Source organism: Tritonibacter multivorans, from assembly GCF_001458415.1.
Lineage (GTDB): Bacteria > Pseudomonadota > Alphaproteobacteria > Rhodobacterales > Rhodobacteraceae > Epibacterium > Epibacterium multivorans.
Window position 1 is genome coordinate 170,218 of the sequence record NZ_CYSD01000014.1, and the last position, 16,838, is coordinate 187,055.

The 16,838-nt window shown below is 61.8% G+C and carries 13 protein-coding genes; 8 read left to right on the forward strand and 5 right to left on the reverse strand.

All coding sequences use genetic code 11. The annotated features are described in order from the left end of the window. Window positions 1-77: 77 nt before the first annotated feature. Together TRM7557_RS04810 and TRM7557_RS04815 are read right to left on the reverse strand one after the other, a co-directional pair. Entirely contained in the window at window positions 78-1,031 is a 954-nt protein-coding gene (locus TRM7557_RS04810; RefSeq protein ID WP_058289081.1) for a sugar ABC transporter substrate-binding protein, read from the reverse strand. Window positions 1,032-1,150: 119 nt separating this feature from the next. Beyond that, window positions 1,151-1,972 (reverse strand): MurR/RpiR family transcriptional regulator, encoded by an 822-nt coding sequence (locus tag TRM7557_RS04815; protein WP_058289082.1) that lies wholly within the window; start codon window positions 1,970-1,972, stop codon window positions 1,151-1,153. Between the two features lie 138 nt (window positions 1,973-2,110). On the opposite strand from TRM7557_RS04815, the gene TRM7557_RS04820 reads away from it, so the two are divergent. Beyond that, window positions 2,111-3,271, forward strand: a complete 1,161-nt coding sequence (locus TRM7557_RS04820; protein ID WP_058289083.1) for a Gfo/Idh/MocA family protein — start codon at window positions 2,111-2,113, stop codon at window positions 3,269-3,271. Then, on the forward strand, window positions 3,271-4,260 hold the full coding sequence (iolG, locus tag TRM7557_RS04825) for an inositol 2-dehydrogenase (protein ID WP_235811395.1): 990 nt from the start codon (window positions 3,271-3,273) through the stop codon (window positions 4,258-4,260). The genes TRM7557_RS04820 and iolG overlap by 1 nt, the downstream gene beginning before the upstream one ends. Here iolG and TRM7557_RS04830 read toward each other — a convergent pair. Further along, window positions 4,257-5,180, reverse strand: a complete 924-nt coding sequence (locus TRM7557_RS04830; RefSeq protein ID WP_058289085.1) for a GlxA family transcriptional regulator — start codon at window positions 5,178-5,180, stop codon at window positions 4,257-4,259. The genes iolG and TRM7557_RS04830 overlap by 4 nt on opposite strands. Before the next feature lie 117 nt (window positions 5,181-5,297). On the opposite strand from TRM7557_RS04830, the gene TRM7557_RS04835 reads away from it, so the two are divergent. Continuing rightward, complete coding sequence (locus TRM7557_RS04835) at window positions 5,298-6,215, forward strand: beta-keto acid cleavage family enzyme (protein ID WP_058289086.1); 918 nt, start codon at window positions 5,298-5,300, stop codon at window positions 6,213-6,215. Then, window positions 6,212-7,651, forward strand: a complete 1,440-nt coding sequence (locus TRM7557_RS04840; protein ID WP_058289087.1) for a carnitine 3-dehydrogenase — start codon at window positions 6,212-6,214, stop codon at window positions 7,649-7,651. The genes TRM7557_RS04835 and TRM7557_RS04840 overlap by 4 nt, the downstream gene beginning before the upstream one ends. Window positions 7,652-7,725: 74 nt before the next feature. On the opposite strand, the gene TRM7557_RS04845 is transcribed toward TRM7557_RS04840, so the two are convergent. Beyond that, window positions 7,726-8,649: a GlxA family transcriptional regulator gene (locus TRM7557_RS04845; RefSeq protein ID WP_058289088.1), complete on the reverse strand. Its 924-nt coding sequence runs from the start codon at window positions 8,647-8,649 to the stop codon at window positions 7,726-7,728. Between the two features lie 103 nt (window positions 8,650-8,752). Here TRM7557_RS04845 and TRM7557_RS04850 point away from each other — a divergent pair, with 103 nt between their 5' ends. From TRM7557_RS04850 to TRM7557_RS19970, 4 genes are all read left to right on the forward strand, one after another. Beyond that, window positions 8,753-9,913 (forward strand): acyl-CoA dehydrogenase family protein, encoded by a 1,161-nt coding sequence (locus TRM7557_RS04850; RefSeq protein WP_058289089.1) that lies wholly within the window; start codon window positions 8,753-8,755, stop codon window positions 9,911-9,913. Window positions 9,914-10,031: 118 nt separating this feature from the next. Further along, complete coding sequence (locus tag TRM7557_RS04855) at window positions 10,032-12,044, forward strand: acetate--CoA ligase family protein (RefSeq protein ID WP_058289090.1); 2,013 nt, start codon at window positions 10,032-10,034, stop codon at window positions 12,042-12,044. Window positions 12,045-12,047: 3 nt separating this feature from the next. Then, the gene (locus tag TRM7557_RS04860) at window positions 12,048-12,827 is read left to right on the forward strand and encodes a carnitinyl-CoA dehydratase (RefSeq protein WP_058289091.1); all 780 of its coding nucleotides are present in this window, start codon (window positions 12,048-12,050) and stop codon (window positions 12,825-12,827) included. A gap of 241 nt (window positions 12,828-13,068) precedes the next feature. Further along, a complete protein-coding gene (locus TRM7557_RS19970) occupies window positions 13,069-15,276 on the forward strand; it encodes an FG-GAP repeat domain-containing protein (RefSeq protein ID WP_058289092.1) in 2,208 nt (735 codons plus the stop codon). Between the two features lie 52 nt (window positions 15,277-15,328). On the opposite strand, the gene betC is transcribed toward TRM7557_RS19970, so the two are convergent. Next, complete coding sequence (gene betC / locus TRM7557_RS04870; protein ID WP_058289093.1) at window positions 15,329-16,837, reverse strand: choline-sulfatase; 1,509 nt, start codon at window positions 16,835-16,837, stop codon at window positions 15,329-15,331. Window position 16,838 lies beyond the last annotated feature (1 nt).

Here is a 16,838-nt window from a genome sequence, read left to right on the forward strand (position 1 = left end):
GAAGTCATCAAATGTAGGAATAGGGTGCGTGTGACGGGGGGAGGGTGTCTACCCCCGCCACCGGGTGTGTCGAAGGCTTAGCGGTATTCGCCCGCGTATTTTTCGACCAGTGCGATATTGTCTTTGGTGACAAATCCGGGGCCAGAGTTCACGGAGTTGCCCGGAACCACGCCGTAGCGCGCCAGGTTGGTCAGCACGACCACCGGCAGGTAGCCCTGCAGGAAGGGCTGCTGGTCAATGGCAAATTCAATCACGTCGCCTTTGATCGCCTCGGCAATTTCACCCGACAGGTCAAAGGTGCCAAAGAAGATCTCGCCGGACAGGCCGTCGGAATCCAGCGCCCGCAGGGTTGGATGCGCCGAGGTCGGGCCGAGCGTCAGGATCGCATCGGTTTCCGGATTGGCCGACAGATAGGCCGAAACCTTGTTCTGGATCTCGGAGGGGTCCTGACCGCTGTCGATCATCTGGCTGCCCATCTCGACGCCAAGCGCATCGGCAAAGCCCTGGCAGCGTTCCACCGAAGCCGGGTTGGTGATGTAGTGGTTCACACAGAGGAAGCTGTCGGCGCCCTGCGCCTTGGCTTTCAGGCCCGCGCCGTAACCGGCGTCATATTCGGGCTGGCCCACATGCATCAGCGCGCCAAGGGCGCGGGATTGCTCGGCGGTGCCAGAGTTGATGGTGATGACCGGAATGCCCTGATCCACGGCGGCGGTGATCGGCCCTTCGAGCACGTCAAAATCGGCGATGGTGACAATAATGCCTGCCGGGTCGGTGGCGGCGGCCTGTTCCACAATGCGTGCCATATCCGCAAGGTCGCCGGTGGGCGGGTTGCGGTAATCCACGTCTGCGCCCATCTGTTCACCTGCCAGCGCAATGGCGTTTTTGATGGTGTTCCACCAGCTATCGCTGTCTGGCGCATGGCTGACCAGAACGATTTTTTCGCCTTCGGCAAAGGCGGGCAGTGCAGTGCCCGACAGGGTTGCGGTGACGGACAGTGCGCCGACGGCCAGCGCGGTCAAAGTCTGTTTCATGGTATCCTCCCTATATGTCAGGTCCGGTGGGCTCCTCTTCCTGCCGGACCTTTTGTGCCGCGTGATTCCAATTCGGCGGCTACATAGAATATTTATTCCAAAAAGAAAGAATGCAAGCTTTAAATTCTATTTTCACTCTCGCGCCGCGTGCCAACGGCCACCGCAAGGGTGATCGCAAGGGACAGGGTGGCCGAGAGCGCGCGGAAAGCACCAAAGTCGACCTCGGACACCGACAAGGGCAGAATGCCGGGCGATTGCACCGGGCTCATCACGGTGTCGGTGATGGCCACCACGGGCAGGCCACGGGCGGCGGCGGCCTGGGCCATGTCGACGGTTTCGGTGCTGTAGGGGGCGAAGGTGATGGCGATCACCGCATCGCCTGCGCGCACCGCGTGGCTGTGGTCGAGCTTGCCGGTGCCATCGTGCAACATGGCGGCAATGCCCATTTTCTCGAAGGCATAGGACAGGTAGCTGGCCACCGGAAAGGCGCGGCGCAGGCCAACCACATGGATCATCTGCGCGCTGGCGAGGGCCTCGACCGATTGGTCCAGCACGCGGGAATCCACCGTATGGGTCAGGTTTTCAAGCGACATGCGGCCTGCGTCGACAAATTCGGCAAGCAACGCCGAGGGGCTGCCCGCACCGCGGTCGCGCAGGTTCGACAGCCGCGTGCCATAGTCGGGCAGGGCGGGGCTGTAGACGTCGCGGAACATCTTTTGCATATCGGAAAACCCCGAAAACCCCATCAATTGGCAGAACCGCATCAGGGCCGAAGGCTGGACCTCCGCCCCGGCGGCGAGCTCGGCCACGGTCGACACCGCGATCCGTTCGGGATTGGCGCCAAGGTATTCGGCGCATTGCTTCATCCGCTTGGGCAGAGTTGGCATCAGATCCTGAAGTTGGGCGCGGAACCCGTCGAGCGTGGTGGGGGCAGTTGGCATATTCGGACCTTCGGAAGTGTCTTGACAGAATGGCTACACCTCATGTTAGCCAAAATGGAATAAAAATTCCACCGGTGAATCGCAGAGGAGACGCACCGTCGGATGTGAACAGGACACGCATTGTAAAGGGAGAAGACAATGCAGACAGAGCAGCCAAGCCCGCTGCGGGTTGGCCTGATTGGCACGGGGTTCATGGGCAAGACCCATGCTTTTGCCTGGCGCAACGTAAAGGCCATATTGGGTGGGCAGCCGGGGGAGCTGCCCGAGATCGCGCTGCACACGCTGTGTGATACGCCGAAACCGCAGGCCGAGAAATTCGCCGCGCAGTTCGGCTTTGCCAAGGCCACCGATGACTGGGAAGCGATGGTCAACGACCCGGAGATCGATGTGGTGTCGATCACCACGCCAAACCAGATGCACAAGGACATGGCGCTGGCGGCGATCGCAGCCGGAAAACACGTCTGGTGCGAAAAGCCGATGGCGCTGACCGCTGAGGACGCGGCAGTGATGACAACTGCCGCCGAAGCGCGCGGTGTGCGCACCATGGTGGGGTATAACTACATCCACAACCCGGCGTTTCTGCATGCGCAGGCGTTGGTGAAATCCGGCGCCATTGGCCGGATTGTGCATTTTCGCGGCTGGGTGGACGAAGACTATCAGGCCGATCCTGACCTGGCCTGGACCTGGCGCGCGCGTCTGGCGGATGCCGGTCTGGGCACGCTGGGGGATCTGGGCTGCCATCTGGTGTCGATGGCCTATGGGCTGTGCGGCCCGGTGGAGAGCCTGATTGCCGATATGCAGACCGTTCATGAAACCCGGCCCCTGCCCGATGGCACTGGCAGCGGCGTGGTTGAGAATGAGGACACCGCCACGGCGCTCCTGCGGTTTCAGGGGGGCTTTCAGGGCTCGATCTCGTCATCGCGGTCGGCCTGGGGGCGGAAGAACCGGCTGGCCTGGGAGGTGCATGGCACCAAGGGCATGATCTGTTTTGATCAGGAGCGGATGAACGAGCTGCAGCTTTATGTGAACGAAGGCCCCAAAGCGACGCAGGGCTTTCGCACCATTCTGACCGGGCCGGAACATGCGCCTTATGGCGCGTTTTGCCCCGCGCCCGGGCATCAGCTGGGGTTCAATGACCTGAAGGTGATCGAACTGGCCGCGTTCCTGAAGGCGATGAAGGCCGGGCAGGCGGCGCACCCGGATTTCCGGGCGGCTTATGAATTTGAACGGGTGATCCACGCGGTGGCGCAGTCGGCACGCGGCGGTGGGCAGCGGATTCTTTTGGGAGGAGACATGTGATGGTCAAGATTGCTCTGATCGGGCTGGGGCGCATTGGGCAGGTTCATGCCCGTGCTATTTCCCGCACGCCCGGCGCGCAGCTGGTGGCGGTGGTGGAGGCCAACGCAAGTGTTGCCGCAGAAACCGCAGCGGCCTTTGGCGCTGAAGTCCGCGATCTGGACGCGGTTCTGGCCGCCACAGATGTTGAGGCTGCGATCATCTGCACGCCCACCGACACCCATGCGGATCTCATTGAACGGTTCACGCAGGCGGGCAAGGCGGTGTTTTGCGAAAAACCTGTGGACCTGAGCCTTCAGCGGGTGGAGGCCTGTCTGGCATCGGTCGAGGCCGCCGCAGGCGCGCTGATGATCGGGTTCAACCGCCGGTTTGATCCGCATTTCGCGGCGCTGAAGGCGGCGATTGATGCGGGCGAGATTGGCGCGGTGGAACAGATCACGCTGACCTCGCGCGATCCCGGCCTGCCGCCTGCGGAGTATATCAAAGTGTCGGGCGGGATCTTCCGCGATATGACGATCCATGATTTTGACATGGCGCGGCATCTGTTGGGCGAAGAGGTCGCATCGGTCTATGCCACGGCGTCGGCACTGGCGGATCCGGCGGTGCGTGATTTGAAGGATTACGACACAGCAACCGTGGTGCTGACCACCCACAGCGGCAAGCAGGCGACGATCCTGAATTCGCGGCGGGCGACCTATGGCTACGACCAGCGGATCGAGGTTCACGGCAGCCTGGGCATGGTGCAGGCAGAAAACCAGCGGCCTGCGGATATTGTCATTGCGCGGGGCGACGGGTTCACCAAACCGCCGCTGCATGATTTCTTTATGACCCGTTACACCGCGGCCTATGAGGCGGAGATCCAGGCCTTTGTGGCCACGCTGAACACGCCCGGTGCGGATCTGTCGCCGTCGGGTCAGGATGGGCTGGCAGCCCTGCAACTGGCCGAAGCGGCGGTGAAATCTGTGGAAACCGGGCAGGTGGTGGCGCTTTAGGCGCCGCGCAGATCCTTGAGGCTGCGCTGGTAGGTCTGTTGAAACGACCGCGCCAATGCGACGCCCGAGGAAAACCCGCATCGCAAGGCGATCTGTTCCTGGCTGAGGGTTGTTTCCTCGGCCAGGAGCCGCGCGCGGCCAAGGCGCAGCAGTTTGTAGTATTTGCCCGGCCCCATGCCGAGCTCGCGGTGAAACAGCCGGTTCAGCGTGCGTTCGGCAAGGCCGACCTGATCGGCCAGCTCAAACGTGGTGAGCGGCGTTTCAATATGGCTGGCCATGGTATCGAGCGCGGCCAGCAGTTTCGGTGATCCCCGGTCACGCAACCGTTGCGGCCCATGTGCCTGCCGGTTGGGATCATAGAGGAACATGTTTGAGGCCTCGAACGCGGCGGCCGCACCGAACTGGTCGTGGATCAGATCCAGCATCATATCCAGCGCGGTGCTCGCGCCACCGCAGGAGAGGAATTTGCCGGAGCGCACAAAGCGCGCGGGCGTGACCGCGACATTGGCAAAGCTTTCCTGAAAGCTGTCGAATTCCTGCCAGTGAATGGTGGCCTGATGCCCCTCGAGCAGCCCAGCAGCGGCGAGGATCCAGGGCGCGGTATCGGCGGCCACAACCAATGGCGCGGCACGGGCGGCCTGGCGGATGCGGGTCAGGGCAGCGGGGGCAAGCTGGTCGCGCATATGGTAGCCTGCGACCAGAACCAGGGTCGCCCCCTGGGCAGGCGCAAAAGCGGCATCCGGCGTCACGGTCAAGCCGCTGGAGCTGCGCACGGCGGCCCCATCCAGCGTGGTGATCCGCCAGCTGAGGTCCGCATCCACACCACGCAGGCCAACATCGCGCAGGGGTTCCAGCGCGCTGGCCAGAACCATATTCGAGAACCCCTCGAACAGCAGAAATTCAAACAGATGTGACGACATTTATCGCAAATATGGCGATGAATGAGTGTATGGCAAGGGATTTTCGCGCCTAGCGTGGGGGCAAGCGGGTGCCTTCGGGCGACCCGATACGCCAACCTAAAGAATGGAAAGACCCCCATGCCCCTCTCTATGAACCGCGACGTCTTTATCACTGCGGCCGTGACCGGATCGGGCGGCACGCAGGACCGCAGCCCGCATGTTCCGCGCTCTCCCGAGCAGATCGCAAATTCGGCCATTGCCTGCGCCAAAGCGGGCGCCGCCGTGGTGCACTGCCACGTGCGCGACCCGGAAACCGGCGCGCCGAGCCGGGATCTGGCGCTGTACCGCGAACTGACCGACCGCATTCGCGAGTCGGAGGTTGATGTGGTCCTGAACCTGACCGCTGGCATGGGTGGCGATATTGTCTTTGGCACCACCGAAGCGCCGTTTCCGGTCAATGAAGCAGCCACCGATATGATCGGTGCGAGTGAACGTATGGCCCATATCGCCGAATGCCTGCCCGAGATCTGCACGCTCGACTGTGGCACCATGAACTTTGCCGAAGCCGATTATGTGATGACCAACACGCCCGGCATGCTGCGCGCCATGGGGCAGATGATGACCGATCTGGGCGTGAAGCCCGAGATCGAAGCCTTTGACACCGGTCATCTGTGGTTTGCAACCCAGCTGGTGAAAGAAGGCATTCTGACAAGCCCCGCGCTGGTTCAGCTGTGCATGGGGGTGCCGTGGGGCGCGCCCAATGACCTCAATACCTTTATGGCGATGGTCAACAATGTGCCGTCCGACTGGAACTGGTCGGCGTTCTCGCTGGGTCGTGATCAGATGGCCTATGCGGCGCAGTCGGTGATTGCGGGCGGCAATGTGCGGGTGGGTCTAGAAGACAACCTGTGGCTCGACAAGGGCGTTTTGGCCACCAATGAACAGCTGGTCGAGCGCGCCGTGGGCGTGATCGAAGGCATCGGGGCCAAGATCATTGGCCCGGCAGAGGTTCGCGAGAAGCTGGGCCTGACCAAACGCGCGCCGGTGGCGAAATGAGCGCCCGCAAGACAGCCGCGATTGTCGGCGGTGGCGTGATTGGCGGCGGTTGGGCCGCGCGGTTTCTGCTCAATGGCTGGGATGTTCAGGTCTTTGACCCGGATCCCGAAGCCGAACGCAAAATCGGCGAGGTGCTGGACAATGCCCGCCGCGCGCTGCCTGCGCTTTATGACAAAGCGCTGCCTGCCGAGGGTCAGCTGAGCTTTCATGACAGCATGGAAGAGGCGCTGGCGGATGTGTCCTGGGTGCAGGAAAGCGTGCCAGAGCGGCTGGATCTGAAACATAAGATCCACGCGCAAATCAATGAATTCGCACCTGCGGATGCGATCATCGGTTCGTCCACTTCGGGGTTCAAACCGTCCGAGCTGAACGAAGGCGGCGACACCCGTGTGATTGTGGCGCATCCGTTCAACCCGGTCTATCTGCTGCCGCTGATCGAACTGGTGGGCGATGCAGCGATCTGCGCCAAGGCAGGCGACATCCTGCGGTCGGTTGGCTGTTTCCCGCTGACCGTGCGCAAGGAAATCGACGCCCATATTGCCGACCGCCTGCTGGAGGCCGTGTGGCGCGAGGGGCTGTGGCTGATCAAGGACGGGATCTGCACCACGGAAGAGCTGGACGAGGCGATCCGCATGGGCTTTGGCCTGCGGTGGGCGCAGATGGGTCTGTTTGAAACCTACCGGATTGCCGGCGGTGAAGCGGGCATGAAGCATTTCATGGCGCAGTTCGGCCCGGCGCTGGAATGGCCCTGGACCAAGCTGATGGACGTACCGGAGTTCACCGATGAGCTGGTGGACCTGATCGCAGATCAGTCGGATGCGCAATCGGGGCATATGTCGATCCGCGCGCTGGAACGCCTGCGCGATGACAATCTGGTGGGCATGATGCGCGCGTTGAAGAAATCGGGCACCGGGGCAGGGGGCGTGTTGAACGCCCACGAGGCCCTGCTGCCGACCGCCCCGCAAGGGGATCTGCCGGTCACCGTGGACCGCGTCATTCCGCAAAGCTGGACGGACTACAACGGCCATATGAACGAGGCGCATTACCTCGAGGTTTCGGCGCAGGCGACCGACCGTTTCATGGAGATGATTGGGGCCGATGCCGACTATGTGGCGGCGGGCAAAAGTTATTTCACCGTGGAAAACCACATTCGCTATCTGGACGAGATGCACGCAGGCGAAGCCGCAAAGGTCACCACGCAGGTGCTGGCCGGTGCGGGGAAGAAAATGCATCTGTTCCACAGTCTGCTGAAAGCCGATGGCAGCGTGGCCGCCACCGTGGAAACCCTGCTGCTGCATATGGATCTGACGGCGCGCAAGACCAGCGTGCCGGATGACCCCGTGGCAGCGGCGCTGGCGACCTATGCAAGCGCCCACGAAACCCTGCCCCTGCCGGATGGCGCAGGGCGTCATGTGGGGCAGAGAGACCCCTCCTGATCCGCACGTATGGACGGGAAACTCCCCCCGGCACCTTTGCCCGAAGGTGCCGGGGTTTTTTGTTTGTGCCTGCCTTACCAGGCCTCGCCCTTGCGCAGCTGGCGCGGGGTGCAGCCGAATTGGACCTTGAAGGCGCGGGTCAGGGCGCTGGCGTTCTCGTAGCCGCAGCGGCCTGCGATCTCGGCCACGGTTTGGTCCGTTTCGGCCACCAGTTTACGCGCAAGGTTCAGCCGCAGCCGCCGGTAAATTGCGTTTGGCGTGCCTTGCAGTTCGGCCTGCATGCGCACCTCGAGCAGTTTCTGGCTGCACCCCATGCGGCGCGCGATTTCAGCAATCGGCAGGGGGCTTTCCAGATTGTCCTGCATCAGATGCAGCACCCGGTCGACCATGCGGCCGCCGGGGCTGGGGGCAAGGGTAAAGGCGCGGGCGGAGGCTTCGGTCATGAATATCTGCGCCACCTCTACGGTGATAAGCGGGCCGTGGGCCTCTCCGATCAGCGCCATCACCAGATCAAAGGCCGCCATGGCGCCGGAACAGGTGATCCGGTCGCCGCTGATCACATATCGCGCGCGCAGGGCGTCGATGTCGGGAAAGGTTTCCTCAAAACTGGCCAGTTCCTCCCAATGGATCGTGGCCTGATGCCCGTCCAGAAGCCCCGCCCGCGCCAGAAGCCAGCTGCCGGTGTCAAAGCCTGCGAGCTGGGTGTAGCGGCTGCGTGCCTGTTGCAGGGGGCGGGTGACGGCGCGGTTGTCGAGGTCGCGAAAGCCATAGGACGGCATCACGATCAGCAGATCCCCGCCGCCATCCGACAGCGCGCCGTGGGGGGTGACCGAAAGCCCGCTGGAGCTGACGGCAGGCGCGCCATCCAGTGTCAGGAATCGCCAGTTGTACAATATGCGCCGCGCCACGGTATTGGCCGCGCGCAGGGGTTCCACCGTATTGGCGAGGCAGTGATTGGAGAAATTGTCGAAAAGCAAAAGGTCAAATTGCTGCGCCATCTGGGTGTTTCCTGCGATTTCTGCACGAAAACTATCCAAGTCTGCACGGTGTGCCAAGGCAAGAGGTGCTCTGCTGTGAAAAACGAAGACAGGAGCCTACCCCATGCATTTTGGCCTGAGTGAAGAACAAGAGATGATCGTCTCGACCGTCCGCAGTTTTGTGGAGAACGAGATTTACCCCCATGAGGCCGAGGTGGAGCGCACCGGCCATGTGCCCCACGAACTGGGTGAAGAGATCAAGCGCAAGTGCATTGATCTGGGGTTTTACGCGACCAATTTCCCGGAAGAGGTCGGCGGCGGTGGTCTGAGCCATTTTGACTTCACGCTGGTGGAACGCGAACTTGGCCGGGGGTCGATGGCGCTGACCCATTTCTTTGGCCGTCCGCAGAACATCCTGATGGCCTGCAACAAAGAGCAGCGCGAACGCTATCTGCTGCCTGCGGTGCGCGGGGAGCGTATGGACGCGCTGGCGATGACCGAACCGGATGCGGGGTCGGACGTGCGTGGCATGAAATGTCAGGCGGTGCGCGATGGCGGCGACTGGGTGGTCAATGGATCTAAACACTTTATCTCGGGGGCGGAGCACGCGGATTTCTTCATTGTGTTCATCGCCACTGGTGAAGATGACACGCCCAAGGGCCCGAAGAAACGCATCACCACCTTCCTTGTGGACCGCGACACCCCCGGTTTTGAAGTGCGCGATGGCTATAATTCGGTCAGCCACAAGGGTTACAAGAACTACATCCTGACCTTTGACGACTGCCGCCTGCCGGATGCGCAGGTTCTGGGCGAGGTCGATGGTGGCTTTGCGGTGATGAACGAATGGCTTTATGCCACCCGCCTGACTGTTGCCGCCTTTAGCGTGGGTCGCGCGCGGCGCTGTTTTGACCATGCGCTGCAGTATTCCGCCGAACGTCAGCAGTTCGGCCAGCCGATTGGCAAGTTTCAGGGCATTGGCTTTCAGATCGCCGACATGGTCACCGAAATTGACGCCGCTGACTGGCTGACCCTGTCTGCGGCCTGGCGTCTGGATCAGGGGCTTCCGTCAAACCGCGAGATCGCTTCGGCCAAGCTTTATGCCTCCGAAATGCTGGGGCGGGTCACTGATGCCACGCTGCAGATCTTTGGCGGCATGGGTCTGATGGATGACTTCCCGATCGAACGGTTCTGGCGCGATGCAAGGGTCGAGCGGATCTGGGACGGCACCTCGGAAATCCAGCGTCACATCATTTCCCGCGATCTGCTGCGTCCCCTCGGGGCGTGAGGCAGCGCCTACGCGGGGATCAAGTTGCTCTGGCGGTGAGGTGTGCGTCTTCCTTGCTCTCACTTCAGCCATGCCTTGCTGCCGGGGCGCCTTGCAATAATCGGGCAAAGGACCAGACATGAAAAAAGATCTGAACAGGCTATTCAAACCCGCCGCTCTTGCGGTGATTGGCGGGGGCGCGTGGTGCGCGCAGGTGATCCGCCAGTCGCGCGATATGGGATATACGGGCGAGATCTGGCCCGTGCATCCAAAACAGGCCGAGGTCGAGGGGCTGCAGGCCTATCCTTCCGTCGCGGATCTTCCGGGCGTGCCGGATGCGGCCTTTGTTGGCGTCAACCGGCATCTGACGCTGGAGATCGTCGGCGCGCTGTCGGCGATGGGTGCGGGCGGCGCGGTCTGTTTTGCCAGCGGGTTTTCCGAGGCCGCGGCCGAAGACCAAAGCGGCGATGATCTGCAGGCGCAGCTGGTGGCGGCGGCGGGCGAGATGCCGATTTTGGGGCCGAACTGCTATGGGTTTATCAATGCGCTGGATGGCGCTTTGCTGTGGCCGGATCAACATGGCTGTACCCGCGTGGATCGCGGTGTTGCGATCCTGACGCAAAGTTCCAATATTGCCATCAACCTGACCATGCAGAAGCGCAGGTTACCGGTGGCTTATACCGTGACCTGCGGGAACATGGCGCAGACCAGCCAGGCCGAGGCGGCGCTGGCGCTGTTGGATGATCCGCGCGTGACGGCGATTGGCCTGCACATCGAAGGCTTCGGCGATCTGCGCGGCTGGGAGGCGCTGGCGGCGGCGGCACATGCAAAAGACATCCCGTTGGTGGCGCTGAAGGTTGGCGCCTCTGAGCAGGCGCAAAAAGCCACCGTGTCGCATACCGCATCGCTGGCGGGCAGTGATGCAGGCGCGCAGGCGTTTTTGGATCGGCTGGGAATTGCGCGGGTGCCGTCACTGCCAGCCTTCCTTGAGACCCTGAAACTGCTGCATGTCCATGGGCGGCTGGAGGCGGCACAGATTGCCTCGATCAGCTGTTCGGGGGGCGAAGCAAGCCTGATTGCCGACATGGCGCTGCCGCATGGGGTGACGTTTCCGGCCCTTGAGGATGGCCAGAAAACCCACCTGCGCGCTGCGCTTGGCCCCATGGTCGCGTTGAGCAACCCCTTGGATTACCACACCTATATCTGGCGTGATGAGGCCGCGATGACGCAGGCCTGGTCCGGCATGACCGGTCCCGAGATCGCGATGACCCTGTCGATTGTCGACTATCCGACCACCGATCCGACCGACTGGCATGTGGCCACACGGGCGGCCTGCAATGTGCGGGCGCAGACCGGGGCGGGCTTTGGCGTGGTGGCCACCCTGCCCGAGCTGATGCCTCAGGAGACCGCCACTGATCTGATCGCCGGCGGGGTGGTGCCTTTTATGGGCCTGGAGGAGGCGCTGGTGGCCATCAAGGCGGCCAGTCAGATCGCTGCGCCATCCACCCTGCCGGTGGCCTTGCCCGGACAGGTCGCCCCCGATCACACGCTGACCGAAGGCGAGGCGAAAGCTGCGCTTGCGGGCTATGGCGTGCCGGTGCCGCAGTTCCGGCTGACCACAGCTGACACCATCGCGGTCGATGCCGCCGATCTGACCGCACCTTTTGCGATCAAGGGCGTGGGACTGGCGCATAAATCGGAACATGGGGCGGTGCGACTGGGCATCAGCGCTGAGGACGCCCCCAAAGTTGCGGCTGAAATTGGCACCGACCAGATCCTGATCGAGGAAATGGCAAGCGGCGCACTGGCAGAGCTGCTGGTGGGTGTCACCCGTGACCCGGCCCATGGCTATGTGCTGACCGTGGGGGCCGGGGGGGTGCTGACGGAGGTGCTGCGCGACACGGCATCGCTGTTGTTGCCCAGCACCCGCGCCGAGATTGACGCCGCCCTTGACCGGCTGAACTGCGCCCCGATCCTGCGTGGCTATCGCGGCAAACCACCGGTGGCGCGCGCGGCGCTCTTGGACGCGATCGAGGCCGTGTCGGCCTATGTCTTGGAAAATGCCGAGACCCTCGGTGAAGTTGAAATCAATCCGCTCATCTGTACTGCTGACCGTGTGGTTGCAGTTGATGCGCTTATTCGAAAGGGCTGACAGATGTCTCCGATCAAAACCCGCCGTGATGGCGCGATCTTCGAGGTCATCCTCGACCGTCCGAAAGCAAATGCCATTGATCTGGCCACCAGCCGGGTCATGGGCGAGGCTTTTGCCGAATTCCGCGACGACCCAGAGCTGCGCGTGGCGATCCTGACTGGCGCGGGCGAAAAATTCTTCTGCCCCGGCTGGGATCTGAAGGCGGCTGCGGGCGGCGATGCGGTGGATGGCGACTATGGCGTGGGCGGCTTTGGCGGCCTGCAGGAACTGCGCGATCTGAACAAACCGGTGATTGCGGCGGTCAATGGCATCGCCTGCGGTGGCGGGCTGGAGCTGGCGCTGTCGGCGGATATGATCCTTGCCGCCGATCACGCCACCTTTGCCCTGCCAGAGATCCGGTCTGGCACGGTTGCCGATGCGGCCAGCATCAAATTGCCCAAGCGCATCCCCTATCACATCGCGATGGAACTGCTGCTGACCGGGCGCTGGTTTGACGCCGAAGAAGCCCATCGCTGGGGGCTGGTGAATGAAATCATCGCGCCCGATCAGCTGATGGATCGCGCCTGGGAGCTGGCGCGGCTCTTGGCCTCGGGGCCGCCGCTGGTTTATGCGGCGATCAAAGAGGTGGTGCGCGACGCCGAAGACAGCAAATTCCAGGACGCGATGAATCGGATCACCACGCGCCAGCTGCGCACGGTTGATGTTCTTTATGGCAGCGAGGATCAGCTGGAGGGCGCGCGGGCCTTTGCCGAAAAGCGCGATCCGGTCTGGAAAGGGCGCTGAGGTCTCGGGCTTTTTTGGATGAAAACAAAGGCCTTTAGGCCTGCAAATATTCTGGGCGGTTTTCCGCCCGGAATAGGCGGATAAATTCCGAAAATCAAAATCTAATGAAAATCCAGACTTGACGGCGGCTTTTGGACAATTGGCCCTTGGCGGGCGCCTCATATTGCGACACATTTGTAAAAGGCAAATCCCCATGCCTTTCGATTTTAAGTTTCCTCTGTGTTGTTAACGAGGTCCAGTTATGTTCAATTCTCCCTCTCTTGACCGTTTGTTGCCCTTTGGGGCTGGCGCGCCTGCCCTGCTCGCCCCCGGTCGTACCGAAGCCGAAGATCTGAAGTTTGTCCGCGGGTTTAAGGAGGTCTCAAACCCTCATGCCTCGGGCAAGGCCTTTGCGCAGGCCAATGGCGATCAATCCCTGATGCGCGGGCAGTTTGATGGGCCCGAAGGCTATTATGATCTGACCTTTGGCTATTTTGATGAAACTGATGGCGTGTCGCAGATGGCGATCCTGCTGAACGGGACGGTTCTGGATCAGTTCCTCTGGGACAGTCCGGACGGTGATGAGATCGCCACGCGCAACAGCCGCGCCGAACACGAGATCAAGTCGATCTACCTCAAACCCGGCGATCGTCTGGCGTTTGAAGGCTGGGCTGACGGGCGGGAACCGCTGCGCAGTGACTATATCGACCTGACGCCCGGCTCAGAGCCCGATGATCCGCCTGATGATCCACCGGACGACCCTCCGGATGACCCAGATCCCGGCAATTCTTTCCGGGTGGAGGCCGAGACATTAGAGATCCTGTCGGGACTGCGCGTGGTCAACAATCGCGCAGCCTCGGGGGATGCGTATTTGCAGTCCAAAGGCAGTTCGCCCGCCAATCCCGGTCGGGCGGTCTATGTCGTCGAAGAGGACGGCCGGTTTGACCTGACCCTTGGCTATTACGACGAAAGCGATGGCGTTTCGTTTCTGCGGATCCTGCTGAACGGCGAAGAGATCGACAGTTTCGACTGGGACGCAGACACCGGCCAGAAGCTGGCCAATGCAAAGAGCCTCGTGGAACGCACGTTGGAGGGGCTGGACCTGGAAGAGGACGATGAAATCGTGCTGGAGGGCTATGCCAATGGTGGCGAGCCGCTGCGCATTGATTACCTGCAGTTTGACCCGGCCGCAGGCGGTGATCCTGACCCTGATCCTGACCCTGATCCTGATCCGGACCCAACGCCCGAAGACCTGCCCGATCTGTGGTATCAGGATGCGGGCGAGGTGAAGCTGGCCCTGAACCTGGGTGGGGACAGCGACAGTTTTGCGTTCGAGGAACGCGCAACCGGCATCACGGTTGGGGCGCTGGGTATTGTGGCGGCGGATTTTGACGACGATGGCGATGTCGATTTCCTCAATAGCGAGTTGATCGACCTGCTGGTGAACCCCAGCACCGACGAGATCGAGCTGACCTTTGCCGTGACGGTTCTGGAAAACGACGGGGACGGCAACTTCAGCGAAGGCACCCGGTCGGAGATCGAGATTGCCCCGGCCTCTGGCGCGCAGTTCTTTGACGGCAGCGTTGAGCAGAACTTTACCCTGCTGGCAGCAGGCGATCTGACCGGCGACGGAATTGCCGATGTCTATGCCAGCGAAGGGCTGGGGGGCACGTCTTACTTCCTTGAAAACGATGGCAATGGCGGCTTTAGCCTGCTGTCCGAACTGGCGTTTGTCGATGGCGGCCTGCGCGATGCGGCGCTGATTGGGGATCTGAACGGGGATGCCTTTGGCGATGTGGCGTTGGCCAGTTCGCTGAATGCAAGCACCGTGCATGTGCTGACCAGCACTGGCGGTGGCACTTACGAGATTGCGTTGAGATCGATCCCAACACCCGAAGACAATGGCGATCCCAACCTGATCGATCTGGATGGGGATGGCGATACGGATTTTGTCTTTGTGTCCGATGGCGAAGGCGCTGGTATCAGCACCTTCTTCAACGATGGCAGTGGCGGGCGCCAAGCCGGCACACCCTTTGTCCTGCCCCTGGATCTGGGGGAAAACGGCAACCCCGGATCGGTTGAGGTCGGAGAGTTCGACGGGGATCCGGGCATAGAGGTCATTGTTGCCGGCGCCCGAGAAGGCGATGCCGACCCGATTGCGCCGGGGCTGAGGATCTTTGATCTGGTAGAGGATGGCAGCGGGCTGGCCTTTGAGCAGAGCGCGTTTGATCCGTCCATCGTTGGCAATGTGCTGGGGGCGGCGGACTATGACGGGGATGACGATCTGGACCTGCTGCTGGCGGGGCTGAATTTCTCTGGCACCCACGACCTGCGCCTGTTGCTGAACGATGGCAGCGGTGATTTCACCGATGCTGGTGTGGTCGTGGACCCGTTTGATCCGGGAACGCTGACCTTCTTTGGGCCGGCGGTTGGGGTTGAGTTCTTTGACGATCCGCTGATGGTTGCGTGACCCTCAGCCTGCGCGCCGATTGGAAAACCGGCGCGCGCCCAAAGGGCTGGGTTTACTCCCCTCGGGGAAAACGCTGGGTTTCTTCGACGGTGTTCAGGTCCATGTGATTGCGCATGTAGCGTTCGGAGGCTTTTTGCAGCGGCTGGTGGTCCCACGGGTAATACCCGCCTTCGCGCAGCGCCTCGTAGACAACCCAGCGCCGCGCCTGACTGGCACGGACCTCAGCATCGAAACGGTCCAGATCCCAACGGGCGCGGACCTTGTCCTGAAAGCTCTGCACAACGTCCTGATAATCGGGATCCTGTGCCAGATTGCGCAGCTCGTGCGGGTCGGCGTCCAGATCAAACAGCTGGTCTGCGTCCAACTGGCACTGGGTGAACTTCCACTGGCCTTCGCGCAGGGACACCATCGGCGCATAAGAGGCCTCGGCCGCGTATTCCATGGCGACGGGGGTGGTGCGTGTTTCGCCTTTGCCCAATCCAACCAGCGATTCCCCGGTGGTCCATTGGGCGACCTCTTCCATGCTGATGCCAGCCAGATCACAGAGGGTTGGGCACACGTCGATATTGCTGACCGGCGTGGTTACAAGGCCGGGCGCCATGTCGGGGGCAGAGACCATAAGGGGCACCCGGGCGGAACCTTCAAAGAAGGACATTTTGAACCACAGCCCCCGTTCACCCAACATGTCACCATGGTCCGAGACAAACAGGATAATCGCCTCCTGACGGGTTCCTTCCAGGGCTGTCATGACCTCGCCGATTTTGTCGTCGATGTAGGAAATATTGGCGAAATAAGCGCGGCGGGAGCGCTGGATGTCTTCTTCGGAGATATCAAAAGACCGCCAGTCATTTGCGTCAAAGATCCGCTTGGAATGGGTGTCCTGATCTTCGTAGGGGAGGGCGGGGACCTCGGGCAGAAGATGTGCGCAATCCGCGTAGAGATCCCAGTATTTCTTGCGGGCGACATAGGGGTCGTGGGGGTGCGTGAAGGACACGGTCAGACACCACGGCCGGTCATCCTTGCCGCGCGCCAGATCATAGATTTTGCGCGTCGCGTGATAGGCGACCTCGTCATCATATTCGAGCTGATTGGTGATTTCTGCAACGCCTGCCCCGGTGACCGAGCCCATATTGTGATACCACCAGTCGATCCGTTCGCCCGGTTTGCGGTAATCCGGCGTCCAGCCAAAGTCCGGCGGATAGACATCGGTGGTCAGACGCTCTTCGAAGCCATGCAGCTGGTCCGGGCCGACAAAATGCATCTTGCCCGACAGCGTGGTCTGGTAGCCGGCGCGGCGCAGATGGTGGGCATAGGTCGGCAGGGAAGAGGCAAATTCCGCCGCATTGTCATAGACGCCGGTGTCGCTGGGCAATTGACCGGACATGAACGACGCTCGTCCCGGCGCGCAGAGGGGCGAGGCGGTATAGGCATTTTGAAACCGGGTCGACCGCGCGGTGAGCTTTTTGAGATTTGGCGCATGGAGCCAGTCGGCTGGGCCATCCGGGAACAGGGTGCCGTTCAGCTGATCGACCATGAATATCAGAATGTTAGGTTTTGTCATC

Coding starts and splice junctions, on each gene's coding strand:
- TRM7557_RS04810 (WP_058289081.1), bottom strand. CDS start 1,031: ATGAAACAGACTTTGACCGCGCTGGCCGTCGGCGCACTGTCCGTCACC.
- TRM7557_RS04815 (WP_058289082.1), bottom strand. CDS start 1,972: ATGCCAACTGCCCCCACCACGCTCGACGGGTTCCGCGCCCAACTTCAG.
- TRM7557_RS04820 (WP_058289083.1), top strand. CDS start 2,111: ATGCAGACAGAGCAGCCAAGCCCGCTGCGGGTTGGCCTGATTGGCACG.
- iolG (WP_235811395.1), top strand. CDS start 3,271: ATGGTCAAGATTGCTCTGATCGGGCTGGGGCGCATTGGGCAGGTTCAT.
- TRM7557_RS04830 (WP_058289085.1), bottom strand. CDS start 5,180: ATGTCGTCACATCTGTTTGAATTTCTGCTGTTCGAGGGGTTCTCGAAT.
- TRM7557_RS04835 (WP_058289086.1), top strand. CDS start 5,298: ATGCCCCTCTCTATGAACCGCGACGTCTTTATCACTGCGGCCGTGACC.
- TRM7557_RS04840 (WP_058289087.1), top strand. CDS start 6,212: ATGAGCGCCCGCAAGACAGCCGCGATTGTCGGCGGTGGCGTGATTGGC.
- TRM7557_RS04845 (WP_058289088.1), bottom strand. CDS start 8,649: ATGGCGCAGCAATTTGACCTTTTGCTTTTCGACAATTTCTCCAATCAC.
- TRM7557_RS04850 (WP_058289089.1), top strand. CDS start 8,753: ATGCATTTTGGCCTGAGTGAAGAACAAGAGATGATCGTCTCGACCGTC.
- TRM7557_RS04855 (WP_058289090.1), top strand. CDS start 10,032: ATGAAAAAAGATCTGAACAGGCTATTCAAACCCGCCGCTCTTGCGGTG.
- TRM7557_RS04860 (WP_058289091.1), top strand. CDS start 12,048: ATGTCTCCGATCAAAACCCGCCGTGATGGCGCGATCTTCGAGGTCATC.
- TRM7557_RS19970 (WP_058289092.1), top strand. CDS start 13,069: ATGTTCAATTCTCCCTCTCTTGACCGTTTGTTGCCCTTTGGGGCTGGC.
- betC (WP_058289093.1), bottom strand. CDS start 16,837: ATGACAAAACCTAACATTCTGATATTCATGGTCGATCAGCTGAACGGC.